The 18,193-nt window shown below is 74.2% G+C and carries 25 protein-coding genes, 1 tRNA gene and 1 riboswitch; of the genes, 14 read left to right on the top strand and 12 right to left on the bottom strand.

All coding sequences use genetic code 11. The features are described from left to right. Positions 1–711: ATP-binding cassette domain-containing protein (locus GTR02_RS09525; RefSeq protein WP_166607250.1), on the bottom strand; the 711-nt coding region annotated here is incomplete at its 3' end. Between the two features lie 4 nt (positions 712–715). Further along, positions 716–1,363, bottom strand: coding sequence for an ECF transporter S component (locus tag GTR02_RS09530; RefSeq protein WP_338073708.1), 648 nt, complete (start codon positions 1,361–1,363; stop codon positions 716–718). Positions 1,364–1,411: 48 nt separating this feature from the next. Then, positions 1,412–1,515, bottom strand: a riboswitch (TPP riboswitch). A gap of 48 nt (positions 1,516–1,563) precedes the next feature. Here GTR02_RS09530 and GTR02_RS09535 point away from each other — a divergent pair. Beyond that, positions 1,564–1,704: a hypothetical protein gene (locus tag GTR02_RS09535; RefSeq protein WP_166607251.1), complete on the top strand. Its 141-nt coding sequence runs from the start codon at positions 1,564–1,566 to the stop codon at positions 1,702–1,704. Positions 1,705–1,729: 25 nt separating this feature from the next. Beyond that, entirely contained in the window at positions 1,730–2,014 is a 285-nt protein-coding gene (locus tag GTR02_RS09540; protein ID WP_205708943.1) for a DUF4235 domain-containing protein, read from the top strand. A 52-nt stretch (positions 2,015–2,066) separates the two neighbouring features. On the opposite strand, the gene GTR02_RS09545 is transcribed toward GTR02_RS09540, so the two are convergent. After that, entirely contained in the window at positions 2,067–3,056 is a 990-nt protein-coding gene (locus tag GTR02_RS09545; RefSeq protein WP_166607253.1) for an NAD-dependent epimerase/dehydratase family protein, read from the bottom strand. A 128-nt stretch (positions 3,057–3,184) separates the two neighbouring features. On the opposite strand from GTR02_RS09545, the gene GTR02_RS09550 reads away from it, so the two are divergent. Next, entirely contained in the window at positions 3,185–3,400 is a 216-nt protein-coding gene (locus tag GTR02_RS09550; RefSeq protein WP_166607254.1) for a hypothetical protein, read from the top strand. A gap of 6 nt (positions 3,401–3,406) precedes the next feature. Here GTR02_RS09550 and GTR02_RS09555 read toward each other — a convergent pair whose 3' ends face one another. Both GTR02_RS09555 and GTR02_RS09560 read right to left on the bottom strand, forming a co-directional pair. Then, complete coding sequence (locus GTR02_RS09555; protein WP_205708944.1) at positions 3,407–3,961, bottom strand: DUF1360 domain-containing protein; 555 nt, start codon at positions 3,959–3,961, stop codon at positions 3,407–3,409. A gap of 184 nt (positions 3,962–4,145) precedes the next feature. Further along, positions 4,146–4,216 (bottom strand) — tRNA-Gly (locus GTR02_RS09560). Positions 4,217–4,305: 89 nt separating this feature from the next. Between GTR02_RS09560 and dcd the strand changes: the two genes are divergently transcribed. From dcd to GTR02_RS09590, 6 genes are all read left to right on the top strand, one after another. Further along, entirely contained in the window at positions 4,306–4,881 is a 576-nt protein-coding gene (gene dcd / locus GTR02_RS09565; RefSeq protein ID WP_166607255.1) for a dCTP deaminase, read from the top strand. A gap of 20 nt (positions 4,882–4,901) precedes the next feature. Next, positions 4,902–5,834 (top strand): hypothetical protein, encoded by a 933-nt coding sequence (locus GTR02_RS09570; protein WP_166607256.1) that lies wholly within the window; start codon positions 4,902–4,904, stop codon positions 5,832–5,834. Further along, positions 5,831–7,084: an HDOD domain-containing protein gene (locus tag GTR02_RS09575; RefSeq protein WP_166607257.1), complete on the top strand. Its 1,254-nt coding sequence runs from the start codon at positions 5,831–5,833 to the stop codon at positions 7,082–7,084. The genes GTR02_RS09570 and GTR02_RS09575 overlap by 4 nt, the downstream gene beginning before the upstream one ends. Before the next feature lie 61 nt (positions 7,085–7,145). After that, the gene (locus GTR02_RS09580; protein ID WP_338073709.1) at positions 7,146–7,619 is read left to right on the top strand and encodes an ankyrin repeat domain-containing protein; all 474 of its coding nucleotides are present in this window, start codon (positions 7,146–7,148) and stop codon (positions 7,617–7,619) included. 114 nt (positions 7,620–7,733) lie between these two features. Then, positions 7,734–9,086 carry a potassium transporter TrkG gene (locus tag GTR02_RS09585; RefSeq protein WP_166607259.1) on the top strand — a complete coding sequence of 451 codons (1,353 nt, stop codon included), beginning with the start codon at positions 7,734–7,736 and terminating at the stop codon, positions 9,084–9,086. Positions 9,087–9,114: 28 nt separating this feature from the next. Further along, positions 9,115–9,756 (top strand): NAD-binding protein, encoded by a 642-nt coding sequence (locus GTR02_RS09590; RefSeq protein WP_166607260.1) that lies wholly within the window; start codon positions 9,115–9,117, stop codon positions 9,754–9,756. Between the two features lie 14 nt (positions 9,757–9,770). Here GTR02_RS09590 and GTR02_RS09595 read toward each other — a convergent pair whose 3' ends face one another. Continuing rightward, positions 9,771–9,998 carry a hypothetical protein gene (locus tag GTR02_RS09595; RefSeq protein ID WP_166607261.1) on the bottom strand — a complete coding sequence of 76 codons (228 nt, stop codon included), beginning with the start codon at positions 9,996–9,998 and terminating at the stop codon, positions 9,771–9,773. Positions 9,999–10,099: 101 nt separating this feature from the next. On the opposite strand from GTR02_RS09595, the gene GTR02_RS09600 reads away from it, so the two are divergent. Beyond that, the gene (locus GTR02_RS09600) at positions 10,100–10,786 is read left to right on the top strand and encodes a thymidine kinase (protein WP_166607262.1); all 687 of its coding nucleotides are present in this window, start codon (positions 10,100–10,102) and stop codon (positions 10,784–10,786) included. A 55-nt stretch (positions 10,787–10,841) separates the two neighbouring features. Then, a complete protein-coding gene (locus GTR02_RS09605; RefSeq protein ID WP_166607263.1) occupies positions 10,842–11,180 on the top strand; it encodes a DUF3140 domain-containing protein in 339 nt (112 codons plus the stop codon). Here the strand turns inward: GTR02_RS09605 and GTR02_RS09610 are convergent. Next, entirely contained in the window at positions 11,167–11,751 is a 585-nt protein-coding gene (locus tag GTR02_RS09610; RefSeq protein ID WP_166607264.1) for a TetR family transcriptional regulator, read from the bottom strand. The two genes, GTR02_RS09605 and GTR02_RS09610, sit on opposite strands and share 14 nt — an antisense overlap. 69 nt (positions 11,752–11,820) lie before the next feature. Between GTR02_RS09610 and GTR02_RS09615 the strand changes: the two genes are divergently transcribed. After that, complete coding sequence (locus tag GTR02_RS09615; RefSeq protein WP_166607265.1) at positions 11,821–12,243, top strand: organic hydroperoxide resistance protein; 423 nt, start codon at positions 11,821–11,823, stop codon at positions 12,241–12,243. 21 nt (positions 12,244–12,264) lie between these two features. On the opposite strand, the gene GTR02_RS09620 is transcribed toward GTR02_RS09615, so the two are convergent. Together GTR02_RS09620 and GTR02_RS09625 are read right to left on the bottom strand one after the other, a co-directional pair. Continuing rightward, positions 12,265–12,753, bottom strand: coding sequence for a VOC family protein (locus tag GTR02_RS09620; RefSeq protein WP_166607266.1), 489 nt, complete (start codon positions 12,751–12,753; stop codon positions 12,265–12,267). A gap of 5 nt (positions 12,754–12,758) precedes the next feature. Beyond that, positions 12,759–13,622: a helix-turn-helix domain-containing protein gene (locus GTR02_RS09625; protein WP_205708946.1), complete on the bottom strand. Its 864-nt coding sequence runs from the start codon at positions 13,620–13,622 to the stop codon at positions 12,759–12,761. Between the two features lie 75 nt (positions 13,623–13,697). On the opposite strand from GTR02_RS09625, the gene GTR02_RS09630 reads away from it, so the two are divergent. Together GTR02_RS09630 and GTR02_RS09635 are read left to right on the top strand one after the other, a co-directional pair. Then, on the top strand, positions 13,698–14,447 hold the full coding sequence (locus GTR02_RS09630) for a dienelactone hydrolase family protein (protein ID WP_166607267.1): 750 nt from the start codon (positions 13,698–13,700) through the stop codon (positions 14,445–14,447). Between the two features lie 102 nt (positions 14,448–14,549). Beyond that, entirely contained in the window at positions 14,550–14,795 is a 246-nt protein-coding gene (locus GTR02_RS09635) for a DUF2630 family protein (RefSeq protein ID WP_166607268.1), read from the top strand. Between the two features lie 66 nt (positions 14,796–14,861). On the opposite strand, the gene GTR02_RS09640 is transcribed toward GTR02_RS09635, so the two are convergent. From GTR02_RS09640 to GTR02_RS09650, 3 genes are all read right to left on the bottom strand, one after another. Next, positions 14,862–16,316: an ABC transporter substrate-binding protein gene (locus tag GTR02_RS09640; RefSeq protein ID WP_166607269.1), complete on the bottom strand. Its 1,455-nt coding sequence runs from the start codon at positions 16,314–16,316 to the stop codon at positions 14,862–14,864. A gap of 45 nt (positions 16,317–16,361) precedes the next feature. Further along, a complete protein-coding gene (locus GTR02_RS09645) occupies positions 16,362–17,261 on the bottom strand; it encodes an ABC transporter permease subunit (RefSeq protein WP_205708947.1) in 900 nt (299 codons plus the stop codon). Then, a partial coding sequence (locus tag GTR02_RS09650) for a carbohydrate ABC transporter permease (RefSeq protein ID WP_205708948.1) occupies positions 17,258–18,193 on the bottom strand: 936 nt, incomplete at its 5' end. The genes GTR02_RS09645 and GTR02_RS09650, both read right to left, overlap by 4 nt.

Genomic DNA, 18,193 nt, shown 5'->3' on the forward strand with positions numbered 1-18,193 from the left:
GACCCATAGCTGGCCCGGGGTCCGGGCGGCGCGCGCCAGGACGTCGGCCGGGACTCCGTCGTCGAGGACGGCGCCGTCGCGGCCGAGGACGAGGACCCGGTCGACGACGGGCGCCCACGCGGCCACGTCGTGGTCGACCACGACGAGCGTGGCGGTGCCCGCCGCCGCGACGACCGCGTCCCGCACGGCGCGCGCCGTCGGGGCGTCGAGCATCGAGGTGGGCTCGTCGAGCAGCAGGAGCCCGGGCCCCAGGGCGAGGGCGCCCGCGAGGCCGAGGCGCTGGAGCTCGCCGCCGGAGAGGGTCGAGGTGTCGCGCGCGCGCCCCAGCCCGAAGGACGCCGCGGCCTGCGCACGGGCGACCCGCCGCCAGGTCTCCGCCCGGTCCAGCTCGGCGTTCTCGGGCCCGAACGCCGTGTCGCGCCCGGCGGTCGCCGCGACGACGGCGTCCAGCGGGTCCTGCAGCAGCAGTCCCGCGGACCCCGGCCCCGCGGGCCGGCCGCCGACGAGGACCTCCCCCGACACCGAGCCGTCGTCGTCGTGCTCGGCGGCGGCGAGGCCCGCGAGCGCGCGCAGCAGCGTCGACTTGCCCGACCCGCTGGGCCCGACGAGCAGGACGCGCTCCCCGTCGGTGAGGTCGAGGTCGAGGTCGCGCAGGACCGCGTCCGCCCCCGCGGGGACGACGCTCAGCCCGCGGACGCGGACGGCCGCCACGGCGTCAGGCCTGCGGGGCGGCGCGGTGCTCCAGGGTGGCGCGGTGCTCCGCCCCGGCCGGGAAGCGCTGCAGTGCACCGGCCCGGGCGAGCGCCCGCACCAGGGCGGCGCCGCCGACGCCCGCGATCACGACTCCCGAGACGACGAAGGCCGCGCCGTAGACGACGTCCCAGCCGAGAGAGAAGTCGTTGTACGCGAAGGCCTCGTACACGGCCTCGAGCGCGGCGGCGAAGGCCCCGCCGAGGGCCGCGACACCCACGCCCCAGCGGCGCCAGGCGAACAGCGCCACGGCGATCTCCACGCCGAGGCCTTGCAGGCCGCCGGAGATGAGCACGCCGACGCTCCAGCCGCTGCCGAGCAGGTACTCCACCGAGGCGGCGAGCAGCTCGGTGAACAGGGCGGCGCCCGGGCGGCGGACGACGAGGGCGCCGACGACGGCGGGCAGCAACCACACGCCGCCGAGCAGGCCCTTGGCGGGCGGGAAGGAGCCGAACGCGGGGCTGAGGACGTTGTAGACGACGTCCCAGCCCCAGAACACGACGCCGAAGGCGACGCCGAGGACGGCGGCGGTGACGAGGTCGATGCTGCGCCAGCGGCCCAGCGGCCCGCGGGCCAGCGCGTGGCCGCGGGGGGTGGTCGAGGTGGTGCTCACGGAGTCCTCCTGGGTCCAGGAGGGGGACCCGCGGCCACCGTGGCCACGGGTCGAGACGGCCCGACTCCCTACGCCGGTGTGAACCGGATCAGGTTCGAGGGTCTGCGGTCGCCCGCACTCTCAGCGCCCGTGGCGCTCCCCTGTCGTTGCCGAGAACGCTACACCGCGGCGGCCCCGGTCGGATCGGGGATGATGGCGGCGTGCTGCGAACTCTGCGAGGACCCGACGGCGGACCGTCCCGCGGCGTCCGGCTGGTGGCCGTGCTGCTGGCCCTGGCCCTGCTGGGCGGGGCCGCGACCGCCCTGTTCCCGGTCCTGCGTTGGCTCGCGGACCTGCTGTAGGGCAGGGTCAGCGACCATGAACCCCATGGTGTGGAAGCTGGTCGGCCCCGCGTCCGGCATCATCGCGACGGCGGTCGCGAGCCGGATCACCAAGAAGGCCTGGGTGACCATCACGAAGTCGCCGCCGCCGGACAACCCGGAGGACCCGGACGTCGCGTGGCGCGAGGCCGTCGTGTGGGCGCTCGCGTCCGGTGCGGTCATCGGCCTGACGCGGCTCCTCGTGGAGCGCCAGGCGGCCGCGTTCTACCGCAAGTCCACCGGCGAGCTGCCCCCGGGCCTCGGGCCGGGCAACGACGGCGCCGCGCAGTAGCCCCCTCCGCCCGTGGTCGTGCGGCGTGCTCGCACGACCACGGGGGGACCGCTCAGCCCCAGCGCTCGACGAGGGCGTCCTGGCGCGCGTCGACGTCGGGGTCGACGACCTGCAGCTCCGGGTGGGCGTCGTGGTGGGCGACGATCTCCCGCGCCCCCTGCGCGAACGTCGTCGTCGCCGCGAAGCCCGGCACGAGCCGCTTGAGCGCGGTGTTGTCGAAGACCACCGAGTGGGCCTTGTCGCCCAGCAGCCCGGCGCCCCGGCGCGGGTCGTCGCGGGCGATGACGTCGGACGGCACGTGCACGAGCTGTGGGTCCCGCACCCCGGCCGCCGCGGCCAGGTCCCGGTGGATCCGGTCCCAGGTGAGCACCTCGTCGCTCGTGATGTGGACGGCCCCACCGGTCACGGCGGGCTCACCGAGCAGCGGGACGAACCCCTTCGCGAAGTCGGTGTGGTGGGTCAGGACCCACAGCGACGTCCCGTCGCCGGGCACGACGACGGGCCGCCCGCGGCGCATCCGGTCCACGATCGTCCAGCCGCCGTCGACGGGCGGGCTCGTGCGGTCGTAGGTGTGGCTGGGCCGGACCACGACGGCCGGGAACCCCGTGTCGCGGTAGGCGGCGCCCAGCAGCTCCTCGCACGCGATCTTGTCGCGGGAGTACTGCCAGAACGGGTTCGCCAGCGGTGTCGCCTCGGTGATCGGCAGGTGCCCGACGGGCTTCTGGTACGCCGACGCGCTGGAGATGAACACGTACTGCCCGGTGCGGTCGCGGAACGTCTCGACGTCGGCCGCGACGTGCTCGGTGGTGAACGCGACGAAGTCGACCACGACGTCGAACTCCTCGTCCCCCAGCGCCGTCCGCAGCGCACCGGGGTCGCGCGCGTCCGCCGTGAGCGTCCGCACGCCGTCCGGCAGGGGACGCTTCGCCGACGTGCTCCCGCGGTTGAGGACCGTGAGGTCGAGGCCGCGCTCGACGGCGAGCGCCGCGCAGGCCGAGCTGATGATCCCCGTGCCGCCGAGGAAGAGGACGCGCAGTGCCATGGGGGAGGGTTCCTTCCGTCCGGGTCGCCGGCGTCCGCGTCGTCACCGGCCGTGCCACCGAACCGCAGGCCGGGGTTCCCTGCCAGTCGGTGTGCTCTCCCCCGCACCCGGGCGGGAGACTGGCCGGCATGGCCCAGGGGAAGCTCACCGACCAGCAGCAGCGCGCCGTGCGCGCGGCGATCGAGTCCGCTGCGGCGCAGGCGCAGGAGGCCGTCGACGTCCTCGTGGCGCTGGGCCGCGACACGGTCGTCGCCTCCGTCGAGGGCCGCGGCGCCGGCGCGGCGGCGCGCGAGGAGTGGATGAACTACGTGCTGAACCGCCTGCACGCGGGTCTCACGGCGTAGGCGCGCTCAGGCGTCGCCCGCGGCCCGCTGCGCCCCGGCGGGCAGGTGCTTGGCGCTGTCGTAGAGCAGGTGCAGGACGTCGGAGCCGAACACCGCGACGAGGACGGTCGTCGCGGCCCGCGTCAGCTGCGGGGCCAGCACGGTCCCCGCGGTGAGCCCGGTGGCGACCCACACCGACGCGCAGAACGGGCACGTCAGGAGTTCCCCGACCGAGTGGCCGGCCCCGCTCGCGCGGACCTCCTCCATCACCTCGCCCTCCCCGGCCGACCCGACGTGGCGGGTGAACGGCGCCCGCAGCGGCGACGTCACCGCCACCTTGGTCAGCAGGCGGGTGGCCTTGTGCGTCGCGACGGCGAGCACGGTCAGGTCCGCGGCGCTGGGCCGGGCCGGCATGGTCCGCCCGGTCGCGCGCGCGACGAGCACCGCCGAGGTCACCGCCGTGCCGTACACGCCCATGACGGTGAGGTAGCCGGCGAGCGGCCGCTCGTCCTGCGTCTGGTAGGCGTCCCGCACCGCGTGCAGCCGCCGGTGCGCCGCCTCCGCGACGTCCTGCACGCTCACCGCGGGGGCCGGTCGGGCTGCGTCGTGGTCACGCCCCTGCCGTACCCCGGGCCGGGGTGGGGAAACGCCGACGGGGGACACGGGGATCGTCTCGCGCAGCCGCAGGTCGGGCGCCCTCCACCGCGCTGCGAGCCCCGGGCGGCACGACGAAGGCCCGGATCCACCGGATCCGGGCCTTCGGGAGAGCGGGTGACGAGAATCGAACTCGCACTATCAGCTTGGGAAGCTGAAGTTCTACCATTGAACTACACCCGCGTGCGCCCACCGGGGCGAGCGCTCGTCCACTGTAACGGACGCCCGGAGGTGCCCGCACCCCTCTCGGCCGCACCGCTACCGTGGCGCGCGTGCTGCTCTCCGACCGCGACATCCGGGCCGTCCTCGACTCCGGTCGCGTCGTCCTGGACCCGTACGACCCGGCCATGGTGCAGCCGTCCAGCATCGACGTCCGGCTGGACCGGTTCTTCCGGCTCTTCGACAACCACAAGTACCGGGTGATCGACCCCTCGCGCGAGCAGCCCGACCTCACGCGGCTCGTGGAGGTCACGGACGAGGAGCCGTTCATCCTGCACCCCGGCGAGTTCGTCCTCGGGTCGACCTTCGAGGTCGTGACGCTGCCCGACGACGTGTCGGCCCGGCTCGAGGGCAAGAGCAGCCTGGGGCGGCTGGGGCTGCTCACGCACTCGACCGCGGGCTTCATCGACGCGGGCTTCTCCGGGCACGTGACGCTGGAGCTGTCGAACGTCGCGACGCTGCCGATCACGCTGTGGCCGGGCATGAAGATCGGCCAGCTGTGCTTCTTCCAGCTCTCCAGCGCGGCGCAGCACCCGTACGGCAGCGCGGCGTCCGGCTCGAAGTACCAGGGGCAGCGCGGCCCGACGCCGAGCAGGTCTTTCGCCGACTTCCACCGCACGCAGGTCTGACGGGGTGCATGGTGGTACGCGTGGGCACCCCCCCGCTCCGCGCCGAGACCCTGCGCGGTGCACACCTGCTGCTGCTCCCGCACGGCGTCGGCGCGGCTGAGGTCTCCGCGCTGCTGCGCCAGCGCGTGCCGGGCACCGATCTCGCGCGCGACGGTCGTGCGGTCCTGGCCGACCGCGCGGTCCCGGCGCCGGGCGCTGAGGCGGCGCCCGCCGTCCTGCTCGGACCCCTGCCCCTGACGTGGCGCGCGCGCCGCGTGCTGGGCCTCCCGACGCCCTTCCACGGCGACGTCGGCAGCGTCGTCGGGCTCGTGGCCCCGGTGCAGCGCAGCGCGGAGCCACCGGCCGAGGCGGACCGCGACGGGCTGCACCGCGCCTTCCCGCAGGGCCGCCCCGTGGGCGCCGAGCTCGAGGGGCTGGTCCTCCTGCTCGCCCTCGCCCGCCGCCTGGGCGGGGCGGTGCGCACCTGCGGGACGTCGGCCCTGCTCCGGCCGGACCCGGCCCGCGCCGTCGACCTGCGGGTGCGGACGTCCACCTGGGTGGAGCCGGACGAGCTGCTGGCCGCGCTCGAGGCCACGCTGCCCGAGGCGGAGAGCGCCCGGTCGGGTGACCTGGAGGAGCTGCTCGACGCGGCCGACCAGGCGCTGACCGGGGCCCCGCCCGTGCCCGAGCCGTACGTGGTCTCGGGCCGCCGCGGCCGCACGGACCTGGTGCTCCTCGCCCACCCCGAGGACGACCCCTCGATGGACGTCGCGGCCGGCGACGTCACCTACGAGGTGCAGTGGGACGTCGAGCCGGGCGCCGCCGGACCGGGCCTGCGCTCCGCGGCCCGCGCCGGGGTCGCCGCCGTCACGGCGGCGCTCGTCGCCACGACCGGCGGCACGGTCCTCGACGAGGACTCCTTCGTGCTCGACCTGCGCGACCTGCAGGCCATCGCCGCGAGCGCCGCCCCGTGAGCGGGCAGGAGCAGACCTCGGCGCTGTCCACCGGCAGCGTCGCGACCGTGCGCGTGGGCCGGCAGGGCATCTACGACCGCGACCGGCGGCTGGTCGCCTACGAGCTGCTGTTCCGCGCCCACGGGCGCCCGGCCGCGGAGCTCGCGGAGGGCGCCGAGCAGGACCACGCGACCTCGCAGGTCATCAGCGCGACGTTCGGCGACTTCGGCGTCGAGCAGATCGCGGGCGACCGCCTCCTCTTCATCAACCTCACCCGGGGCTTCTTCACAGGCGAGCTGCCGATGCCGTGCGCGCCGTCGCAGGTGGTGCTGGAACTGCTGGAGAACATCCAGGTCGACGACGAGGTGATCGCCGGCCTGCGGGACCTGCGGGCGCTCGGCTACCGGATCGCCGTCGACGACTTCGCCGGCGAGGAGCGCCGGCTGCCCGCCCTCGCCCTCGCCGACTACGTGAAGATCGACGTTGAGGCCACGGGCGAGCGGTTCGAGGAGGTCCTCGCGCTGGCGAGGGAGCACAACCCGGACGCCGTCCTGGTCGTCGAGCGCATCGAGGACGACGCCCTCTTCGAGCGCTGCCTCGAGCTCGGGTTCGACCTCTTCCAGGGGTACGGGCTGCAGCGTCCCGTGACGCTGGAGTCGGTGAGCCTGACGCCGTCGCAGATCGTGTGCCTGCGCCTCGTGCGGGCCCTGACGGGCGCGGAGGCGTCGATCGGCGAGATCGAGGAGCTGGTCGCGTCGGACCCGGCGCTGAGCCTGCGGGTGTTCCGGACGGTCGGCTCGGCGGCCTACGGCGCCCGCAACGAGATCACCTCGCTGCGGCAGGCGATCGTCCTGCTCGGGCGCCGCCAGCTGTGCTCCTGGGTCGTCCTCATGCTGCTGGGCGGCGTCACGAGCGTCGACACCGAGTCGCTGACGATGGTGCTGGCGCGCGCCTCGGCGTGCGCCCGCCTCGTCCCGGCCGACTCCGACGTCGCCTACACGGCCGGGCTGCTGTCGGGCGTCGCGGCCGTCATGGGCCTGCCCGAGGACGAGCTCGTCGAGACCACGGGCGTCGCGCTGTCCGTGCGCGCCGCGCTCGTCGAGCACCGCGGCGCGGCCGGGCACGCCCTCGAGGCCGTCCTGGCCTACGAGGACGACGACTCCGCCACGGCCACGGTCTCGGGCCACGCCGTGTACGACGTCTCGCGGGCCTACCTGGCGGCGCTGTCGGGGGCCATGACCACGCTGGAGACCATCGCGGAGCGTCGGTGACCGGCGCCGGGCGACGGGCCGCAGGATGCACGACGACCCCCCCGCGGCCTACCCTGACGCGGTGACGGACCACGACCGCGACGCCGACGGCCCCGTCCAGGAGAGTCCGCGGGGGCCCGTGGGTCCTTCCGACGAGGGCGAGGAGCGGGCGCTGGACTTCGCCCACCGCCTCTTCGAGCACGCGCGCAACGGCCGCTCCCGCGAGCTGTGCGGCTACCTCGACCTCGGGGTGCCGGTGAACTCGACCGACGCGGACGGCAACACGCTGCTGATGCTCGCGGCGTGCGGTGGTCACGACGCCACCGTCAAGGCGCTCCTGACGCGCGGGGCGGACCCCGACCGCGTCAACGACCGCGGGCAGACGCCCCTGACCGGTGCCGTCTACACCGGGGCGCGGGCCGTGGTCGCGACGCTGCTCACGGGGGACGCCGACCCCTACCTCGGCAGCCCGAACGCGCTGGAGACCGCGCGCTTCTTCGACCGCGCGGACCTGCTGGAGCTGCTCGAGGTCGAGCACCTCGACGACGGCCGCTGAGCCGGCCGCGGCCGCCGCGCTCCCGCGCGCGGGCCCGGGCAGCGTCGCAGCGGGCTAACCTGGCTCCCCGGGTCGCCGCGGCCCACGAGGTCCGAGGCTCTCCGGAGGGTTGACGTGGACGCTGCAGCGCCCGCCCGCCGTCCGTTCCTGCGCCACCCCGCCCAGGTCGTCGCCGTCGCGTTCGCGGTCGCCGTCGCCCTGGGCACCGCGCTGCTGCTGCTGCCGGTCTCGCGCCGCGGCCCCGGCGGCGCGACCCTCGTCGAGGCGCTGTTCACCGCGGTCAGCGCGCTGTGCGTCACGGGGCACACGGTCGTCGACACCCGCGAGCACTGGTCCACGGGGGGCCTCGTCGTCATCCTGGCGCTCGCGCAGGTCGGCGGGTTCGGCATCATGACGTCCGCGTCGCTGCTCGGCGTCTTCGCGTCGCGGCGGATGGGCCTGCGCTCGCGCATGGTCACCGCGACCGAGTCGCGCGGTCTGGAGCTCGGCGACGTCCGCACCGTCCTGCTCGGGGTCGTGCGGGTCTCGGTGCTGGTGGAGGCCGTCACGGCGGTGGCGCTGACGACGCGGCTGCACGTGGGCTACGGCCTCGCGCTGCCGTCGGCGATGTGGGAGGGGACCTTCCTGGCCGTCTCCGCCTTCAACAACGCCGGGTTCGCGCTCCGCTCGGACAGCATGACCGACTTCGTCGGCGACCCCTGGATGTGCCTGCCCGTCATCATCGCCGCGACCATCGGCGGCCTGGGGTTCCCGGTGCTGCTGGAGCTGCGCCGGCAGTTCCGCCTCCCGAAGCTGTGGTCGCTGCACACCAAGCTCACCCTGTCGACGACCGGCATCCTGCTCGGGGCCGGCTGGGTGTTCCTCACCCTCAACGAGTGGAGCAACCCGGCCACCTTCGGTGCGCTGCAGTGGTACGAGCGGCCCCTGGCCGGGCTGCTGCAGGCGTCGGCGACCCGCAGCTCGGGGTTCAACTCGGTCGACATCGCCTCGCTCAACGGCGGGTCCTGGCTCGCGATGGACGTCCTCATGTTCATCGGCGGCGGGTCCGCGAGCACCGCGGGCGGCATCAAGGTGACGACCTTCGCGCTGCTGCTCGTCGTCGTCCTGGCCGAGTTCCGCGGGGAGCCGAGCGTGACCGTGTTCTCCCGCAAGGTGCCCGAGCGGGTCTACCGGCAGGCGCTGACGGTGGCGCTCGTGTCCGTCGGGGTCGTCGTCACCTCCACGCTCGTGCTCGTCGAGACCACCGACTTCCCCCCGGACCGCCTGCTGTTCGAGGTGGTGTCCTCCTTCGCCACGGTGGGCCTGTCCACGGGTCTGCCGGCGCAGTTGCCCGACGGCGGGCAGGTCCTGCTCGCCGCGCTCATGTTCCTCGGCCGCCTCGGCCCCATCACCCTCGGCGCCGCCCTCGCCCTGCGCGAGCGCCGCCGCATGTACGAGTTCCCGGAAGGAAGGCCGATCATTGGCTAGGAGATCAGCCGCCGCGACCCCGCGCTCGGTGGTCGTCATCGGGCTCGGCCGGTTCGGCCGCTCGCTCGCGCTGGAACTCATGCAGGACGGCGAGGTCGACGTGCTCGGCATCGACTCCGACCCGAGGCTCGTGGAGGAGCTGGCGCCCCACCTCACGCACGCCGTCGTCGCCGACTCCACGCGGGAGGAGGCCCTGCGCCAGCTGTCCGTGCACGAGTTCGACCGCGCCGTGGTGGGCATCGGCACCAACCTCGAGGCGAGCATCCTCACGGTCTCGACGCTGCTGCAGTTCGGCATCCGCAACGTGTGGGCCAAGGCGATCAGCGAGTCGCACGCCCGCATCCTCACCCAGCTCGGCTGCCACAAGGTGATCCGCCCCGAGCACGAGATGGGCCTGCGGGTGGCGCACCTCGTGCGCGGCCGGATGCTCGACTACATCGAGTTCGACGACGGCTTCGCGATGGTGAAGACGACACCGCCCCCGCCGCTGGTCGGCATGACGCTCGCCCAGGCCCGGCTGCGCAGCCAGCACCGGGTCACGGTGGTCGCCCACCACAGCCCCGGCGAGGGGTTCACCTACGCCACGCCCGAGACCACGCTCCAGGCCGACGACGTCATCATCGTGTCGGGGCAGATCCGCGACGTGGAGGCGTTCAGCTCCCTCAGCTGACGGCGTGCAGGGGGTCAGGCCTCGCCGCGCGGGGCGTCTGCGTCGGGGCGGTCCTCCGCGTCGGGCGACCTCTCCGCGTCCGGCAACCTCTCCGCGTCCGGCACGTCGGCGTCGTCGCGGCGCTCGACGCCCGGCAGGTGCCGGCGCTCGGGCTCGCCGCGCTCCGCGCGCGTCAGGTCGATCAGGCTGCGGCGCTCACGGCGCTCGCGGCGCTCGCTGTCCTGATCCGGCGTCTTCTCCACCCCCGTAGCTCACCACGACCGGTGGCGCTGCGCCACCAAGTCGTCACACCCCGCGTCGTGCACCGTCCGGCCCGACCCGGCGGGTGCGGCAGGATGTCGGGGTGGCGGAGCTGGTGTTCTTCTCGGGGACGATGGACTGCGGGAAGTCGACGCTGGCGCTGCAGACGGACCACAACCACCGCGTGCAGGGCCGCAGCGGGCTGCTGTTCACGCGCTTCGACCGCGCGGGTGAGGCCGTCATCTCCAGCCGGATCGGCCTGCGGCGACCGGCGCTGGAGGTCGGCGAGGACACCGACCTGTGGGCCGAGGTCTCGGGCCGCCGCGCTGCGGGGCAACAGGTCGACTACGTCGTCTGCGACGAGGCCCAGTTCTACGCGCCCGCGCAGGTCGAGCAGCTCGCGCGGCTGGTCGACGACCTCGGCGTCGACGTGTTCGCCTTCGGCATCACGGCCGACTTCCGGACGCGCCTGTTCCCCGGCAGCGCCCGGTTCATCGAGCTCGCGGACCGCGTCCAGGTGCCGCAGGTCGAGGCGCTGTGCTGGTGCGGCGCCCGCGCGACGCACAACGCCCGCACCGTCGACGGCGTCATGGTCGTCGCGGGTGAACAGGTCGTGGTGGGTGACGTCGGGCAGCTGGAGGGCACGCTCGACGTCGGTCCGGTGGGCACGGTCGAGTACGAGGTGCTGTGCCGCCGCCACCACGTGCGCCGGCAGACCGCCGTCACGGCCGGGCACCGCCGCCCCGACCCCGAGGTCGACCTGCGGGAGCCGGTTTCCGCGCGGCGCTGACCTGGACGGACCGCGTGGACGTGCGGGAGGCGTGGACGCCCGCCAGCATGGACGCGTGAGCGAGAAGCACGACGACCGCGACGAGATCCGCCACCGCTTCGCCGAGGCCGTGAACATGACGCCCAAGGAGCTCGAGGAGTGGCTCGAGACGGACGAGTCGACGTCCGTCGGCGTGGGTGAGGGCGAGTCGGTGGGCCACCGGTCGGGGCGCCGGATCGTCGAGATCCTGCGGACCAGGAAGGACGACCTGAGCGACGACGACGTCGAGCACATGCACAAGGTCGTCGGGTACGTGGCGCGGCACTCGAAGCAGCGCCCGAAGGGCGACGTCACCGAGACGCGCTGGCGGTACTCGCTGATGAACTGGGGGAACGACCCGCTCAAGGACGCGTGAGCGAGAGGACCTCCTCGACGCCGGCCGCGAAGGTGGTGCGCGCCTGCACGGGGTCGTCGAGGTAGCCCGCGACCATCGCGCCGTCGCGCAGCACGACGACGCGCTGCGCGCCGGCGGCCGGGTCCGGGTGGCCGGCCCGCCCGAGGGCGTCGGTGAGGGTCGCCGTGAGCCAGGCCCGGTGCTCGCGCACGGCGCGGTGCACCGCGCTCGCCGGGTCCGGGAACTCCGCCGCCGCGTTGATGAACGCGCACCCGCGGAACCCCGCGCCGCACACCTGCTCGCCGATCGCCGCCACGAGGCGGCGCACGAGGGCGACCGGGTCGTCGTCCACCGCGGCCGAGCGCTGCACGGCGGCGCGCACGGCCTCGTCCCCCGCCCGCAACCAGGCCACGACGAGGTCGTCCTTGCCGGGGAAGTGGCGGTAGAAGGTCGCCCGCGTCACGCCGGCCTCGGCGACGAGCCGGTCCACCCCGACGGCGCCGATGCCCTGCGCGTAGAACAGCCGCGCCGCGGTCGCCAGCAGCCGCTCGCGCGCCGCCGAGGGGCGCGGCCCCGCCGTGGTCGTCGTCACCGGGAGAGCGTACCGAGGGCTGCGCTACAGTGCAGACAGAACGTTCGTTCTACTGACGAGGAGATCGACATGGACGCCCTGTACACCGCCGTCGCCACCGCCACGGGCGAGGGCCGCAACGGGCACACCCGCACCTCCGACGGGCTCGTCGACGTCGACCTGGCGGTCCCGCGCGAGATGGGCGGCCCCGGTGGCGCGACCAACCCCGAGCAGCTCTTCGCCGCGGGCTACGCCGCGTGCTTCCACTCGGCGCTCAAGGTCGTCGGCAAGGCGCAGGGCGTGGCGTTCACCGACTCCGCCGTCACCGCCGAGGTCGGCATCGGCGCGAACGACGCGGGCGGCTTCGCCCTGCAGGTGACGCTGCGCGTCGAGCTCGGCGGGATCGACCAGACCGCCGCGCAGTCGCTCGTCGAGGCCGCCCACCAGGTCTGCCCCTACTCCAACGCCACCCGCGGCAACATCGAGGTCACCCTCGAGGTCGAGGTCGGCTGACCCTGCGCCGGCGGGCCGCGCTCACCCCGGGTGCGGCTCGCCGCGGTAGGTGCCGAACGCCCACTGGTTGCCCTCGGGGTCGGCCGCGGTGAAGTCGCGGGAGCCGTAGTCGGTGTCCGTGGGCGGCACCAGGATCCGCGCGCCCGCGGCCACCGCCCGCTCGTGGAGCTCGTCGACGTGGTCGCTGACCACGTAGCAGCAGCTCGAGCCGGGCCCCCACGACCCGGGCCGCGGCTGCTCCCCGGGCCGGTCGGACCCGAGCATCACCCCGCCGCCCTCCGGCCAGCTCAGCTCCGCGTGCGCGACGACGTCCCCCTCGCCGTACGCGGCCACCTCGACGAACCCGAAGGCGTCGACGAGGAAGCGGATCAGGGCGCGCGCGTCGGTGGCCCGCAGGCACGGCCACACCTGCGGGGGCGGGGTGCGGTCGGCCCGGGTCGCGCTGCCGGCCGGGCTCTCGGTCGTGCTGCCTGCGGTCGTGCTGCCTGCGGTCGTGCTGTCTGCGGTCATGCCGGTCAGCGTGCCGCGCCGGCGCCGTCGCCGTCTTGGACGGATCGGAACTCCTCGGCCAGCCAGCGCCGCGGTGGGGCGCCCGCGAACTCGCGGAAGTCGCGGTCCAGGTGGGCGTGGTCGGCGTAGCCGTGCTCGGCGGCGACGTCGGCGATCGTGCGCGGCGACGCGGGCACGGCCTGCGAGGCCTGGAGAGCCTGCCGGGTGCGGTCGAAGCGGCTGACGCGCGCCAGCGTCGACGGCGAGAGCCCCACCTCGGTGCGGAAGCGGCCGGACAGGTGCCGCGCGCTCCACCCCACGTGCCGCGCCACCGCCTCCACCCGCACGCCGCGGCGCAGCAGCGCCCAGGCGCGCACGACCTCCGGCGCCGGTGCGGCGGCGACCGCGGTCGCCTCCCGCGCGAGCCGGCCCGCGAGCCAGTCCTCGACGACGGCGAAGCGGGTGGGCCAGTCGGGCGCGGCGAGCAGCTGCTCGCGCACCCGGTCGACCTCGGCGCCGAAGACCGCGTCGGCGTCGGCGTCGACCGAGGCCAGCTCCCCCGCCGGCACCCCCAGGACGGCCCGCGCCGCCAGCGGGTGCAGCGCCACCTGCACGCCGGACTGGCGGCCGTCGTGCACGATCAGCGCCGGGCGCCGGTGCAGGCCCCCGACGAGCGCGTCGAAGGAGCCGCCGGGCTGGCCGGGATCAGGGTGCTGCGCCACCACCAGCGGGTCGTCGAGGGTCAGGACCAGCGTCATCCACGGCGACGGCAGGCCCCGGTGCCGCACGGGCCCGACACCCGCCTCGCGGTAGCCGGAGAACCCCGCGACCCAGGGCCGCAGCGCGGGCGCGGCGGGGCGGCGCGCGAACTCCCGCACCACCCCGGCCACCCGTCGATGGTGCCGCGCGCACCCCGCCCCGGACCAGGGGTGGCGCGGTGATCACGCCGGGGCGACGATGCGCGCATGCCCATGACGACCATCGCCGCGACCGACGGCACGCGCCTGCCGGCCTACGTCTCGCTGCCCGTGCCGACGTCGGACCGCCCGGGTCCCTGGCCGGCCGTCGTCGTGGTGCACGACGCCTTCGGCCTGGGCGACGACGTCCGGCAGCAGGCCGACTGGCTCGCGGCCGCGGGCTACCTCGCCCTCGCGCCCGACCTGTTCTCCCGCGGTGGGGCCCGGCGCTGCCTGCGCGGGGTGTTCCGTCAGCTGGCCGCGCGCGAGGGCGTCGCCTTCGACGAGATCGAGGCCGCGCGCCGCCACCTGCAGGAGCGGGACGACACGACGGGCCGCACCGGCGTCATCGGCTACTGCATGGGCGGCGGCTTCGCACTCCTGCTGGCCGGCCGCGCGACCTTCGACGTGGCGTCGGTCAACTACGGCCAGGTGCCCGACGACGTCGAGGCCGTCCTCGCCGGCGCGTGCCCCGTGATCGGCAGCTTCGGCGGCCGGGACACCTCGCTGCGCGGGGCCGCCGCGGCGCTGACCCGCGGTCTCGAGGCGGCCGGTGTGGAGCACGACGTCGAGGAGTACCCGCGCGCGCGGCACGGCTTCCTCAACCGGCTGGCCGCGGCCTCGCCGCTGACGCCGCTCATGCGGGCGGCGGGCGTGGGCTACGACGCGGACGCGGCCGAGGACGCCAAGCGCCGCATCCTCACCTTCTTCGACACCCACCTGCGCGCCGGCGCGGCGACCGCCCCCGCGCAGGACTGATCGCGACCACCCCCGCCGCCGGGCCGCGGGCCGACGGCTCCCCTACTGTGCTTCCAGCCCGGCGTCCAGCAGCGGCGCCACCCCCGGAGCGGGAGGAACCCCGTGGACGACAAGACCATCCACCAGCGCATCACCGAGCTGGTCGCCGAGGAGCACGAGCTGCGCAGCGCGCTGCAGGCCGGGTCCGTCAGCGGCGAGGAGGAGCGCGGCCGGTTGCGCAGCGCCGAGGAGTCGCTGGACCAGCTCTGGGACCTCCTGCGGCAGCGGCAGGCCAAGCGCGACGCCGGCCTCGACCCCGACGACGCGAGCGAGCGCCCCGTCAGCGAGGTCGAGGGCTACCGCCAGTAGGAGCAGCGCCTCCGGCCACCGCGGGACGAGCGCGGTGGCCGGAGGGTGCGGCGTCCCGGGCGGCCGTCAGGCGTAGACGTAGTCCTCCCCGGCCTTCCAGTCGGTGAAGGCGTAGTCGTCCAGCGAGACGTTGGCGCCGCCCGCCTTCGCCGCCGCCAGCGCCTGCTCCCGGTTGGCGCTGTTGTCGTCCGACAGCTTCTTCAGCGCGGCCCGCAGGTCGGGGATGTTGCCGCCCAGGTAGCCCTGGACGATGTCGCCCAGCTTCGGGCTGATGGGCTTCATCAGCGCCTCGGCGGCGGCGATCTCCGGGTTGCGCACCACGGCCTGCGGCCCGCGGCGCACGGTGTCGAGGAAGAACTGCGTCGCCTTCTTGTAGGGGTCGGTCACGTCGGCGGTCTCGACGACGCTGAGGTCCAGCGGCGGCTGGTCCATGCCGGACGCGAGCCCCTTCTGGTACTCGGTCGTGAGGAAGGAGCTGAGCAGCGCGCTCGCCTTCTCGGGGTCCCGGGAGTTGCCCGCGACGAAGAACTGCGCGCCCGGGGCCCCGCGGTAGAGGACGGGCGTGGCGCCGCTCTCCGCGGTGAGGATGGGGCCGACGCCCATGGTGGGCACGAACGCCGGGGTGATCGCCTTGACCCCGCCCGCGCACCACGGGCCGTCGGGGAAGAACCCCGCCACCCCCGCCGACCAGCGGCTGCGCGCGTTCGCCACCGTGAAGTTCGACGCGCCCTGGACGATGAACCCGTCGTCGTTGAGCTGCTTCCAGAACTCGATGGCGTTGACGTAGGCGTCGTCGTCGTAGGCGTACTCCCCCGTCGCGAACCGCAGGCCCTGGAACCCCTCGAACCCGCCGGCCATGACCATGTCGTCGATCTGCTCGCCCATGCGGGCGATGCCGCCCAGCGCCAGCACCATCGGGGCGTGGTCACCGCCCGCGCTGCTCTTGATCTTCGCGCACGCGGCCCGGAAGGCGTCGTAGCTCGTCGGCGGGGCGTCCGGGTCGAGACCCGCGTCGCCGATGATGTCGGTGTTGAACCACGTCAGCGCGGAGTACTGCTGAGCGGCGAACAGCGGCAGGCCGTAGACCTTGCCGCCCAGGCTCGTGACACCCTCCGTCAGCGCTCCCTCCGGCAGGGTCGCGGTCGCCTCGGGCGTGAGCGACAGCTCGTGCAGCCAGCCCTCCTCGACGAGAGCCGCGAGGGGGAGGCCGAGGACGTTGGAGTAGACGTCCGGCAGCTGCTTGCTCTGGTTGGCGAGCTGCAGGGCCTCGGCCGACTTCGACACGTCGTTGTAGGTGTAGGCGATCTCGACGCCCAGCGCCTGCGACTGCTCGGCCGCCCAGGACTTGTGGAACTTCTGCAGGGCGCTGAAGTGGTCCCACCACCTCAGGTCGCCACCACCGCCCCCTCCGCCGCCGGGGACGGTGGGCGGTTCGGAGCTGCCGCCGCAGGCGGCCAGGGTGGCTCCGGCCAGCAGGGCACCGCCGGCTCCGAGCAGGGTGCGGCGATCGATCTGGGACATGGCTTCTCCTCGTCGAGACGTGTCGTGGGGGTGGTGCGGGATCGGTCAGGACTTGACGGCGCCGGCGATGCCTTCGACGAAGTAGCGCTGCAGGAAGAGGAAGAGCACGACGATCGGCACGATGGAGACGACGCCCGCGGCCGCCATCCCCGACCAGTCGACCGCGTTCTCCCCGACGAAGGCCTGCATGCCCACGCTGAGCGTGCGGAGCTCGGGCCGGCTGAAGGAGAACACCAGCGGGAGGAAGAAGGCGTTCCAGGTGCCCAGGAACGTCAGCAGCGCCACCGTGGCGGTCACGGGCATCGACAGCGGGAGCATGATCATGGTGAAGACCCGGAAGAAGCCGGCGCCGTCGACGATCGCCGCCTCCTCGAGCTCCTTCGGCAGCTGCCGGAAGTAGCCGGCGTAGATGAGGATGGCGGACACGTTCGCCATGCCCGACAGCGCGAGCACCATGCCGGACAGGGAGTTCAGCAGCCCGAGGTCCAGCGACAGCTTGACGACCGGGATGATGGTGTACCCCGTCGGGACGAACAGCGTCGCGACGAGGACCCCCAGCACCACCTTGGAGCCGCGGAAGGAGTAGCGCCCCAGCACGTAGCCGGCCAGGGCGCACCGGACGGTGACGATCGCGACCGTCGCCACGGTCACGATGACCGTGTTCAGCATGTACCGGCTGAAGCCCGCGTCGTTCCAGGCCCGGCCGTAGTTCTCCCAGGCGAACTGCTCGGGGATCAGCGACAGGCCGGCGCTGAACACCTCCATGGAGCTCTTCAAGGAGGCCGACACCATCCACACGAACGGGTAGATCCACAGCAGCGCGGCGACGGCCAGGAAGCCGACCGCGAACCACCAGGGCAGGCGGTGCAGCAGCTTCCGGGTGCGGGACGTCGCGGGGACGTCGCGGGGCGGGCTGCCGGCGGGGACGCGGGTCACGGTGCTCACGAGGTCAGCTCCTGGCGACGGCGGCGCGAGTAGTACACGGCCCAGAGCTGCAGGGCGCCCACCACCATCACGATGACGCCGAAGATCACCGCGGCCGCCGACGCGAAGCCGAGCTGCGGGACCGAGGCGGCGAACGCCCAGCGGTAGATGTAGATCTCGATCACCTCGGTCGAGAAGAACGGTCCGCCGCCCGTCATGGTCTGCATGAGGTCGAAGGCGCGGAAGGTGTCCTCGACCGTGAGCACGGTGATGATGATGACGAAGGGCGTCAGCAGCGGCAGGGTGATGGAGCGGAACGTCCGCAGCGGCCCGGCCCCGTCGATGGTGGCGGCCTCGTAGACGTCGGTGGGGATGGTCTGCAGCGCCGCGAGCCAGTAGATCATCGTGATGCCGAAGAACTTCCACACGTAGACCCCCGACACCGTCAGCAGCGCCGTGCCGGAGGACCCCAGGAAGTCGACGCCCTCGGAGATGCCGAAGGTCCGCAGCGCCGAGTTGATCGGCCCGCTCCCGGGGTCGAACACGAACTGCATGACGACGCCCACGATCGCGGTCGTCGTGACCACGGGGAGGAAGTAGACGGTCCGGAACAGGCCCCGCAGCGGCAGCTTCGGGGAGTTCAGGACGATGGCGAGGAGCAGGCTGAGCAGGATGCGCGCGGGCGCGACCAGCAGCATGAAGACGACCGTCACCTTGACGGACGCCCAGAACGCGGGGTCGGCGACGACGGCCTCGTAGTTGCTGATGCCGACGAAGCGCTGGCCGTCGCTGAAGCCGTTCCACTCCACCAGCGAGTACCAGTAGCTGGCCACGATGGGGTACAGCGTGTACAGGCCGTAGAGGACGGTGGTCGGGAGCAGGAAGAGCCAGATCCACAGGTTCTGGCGGCGGGCGGCGCTGCGGCGGGTGTCCGTCGCGGCGCGCCCGGGGGC

This window comes from Kineococcus siccus (assembly GCF_009906795.1).
GTDB classification, from domain to species: Bacteria; Actinomycetota; Actinomycetes; order Actinomycetales; family Kineococcaceae; genus Kineococcus; species Kineococcus siccus.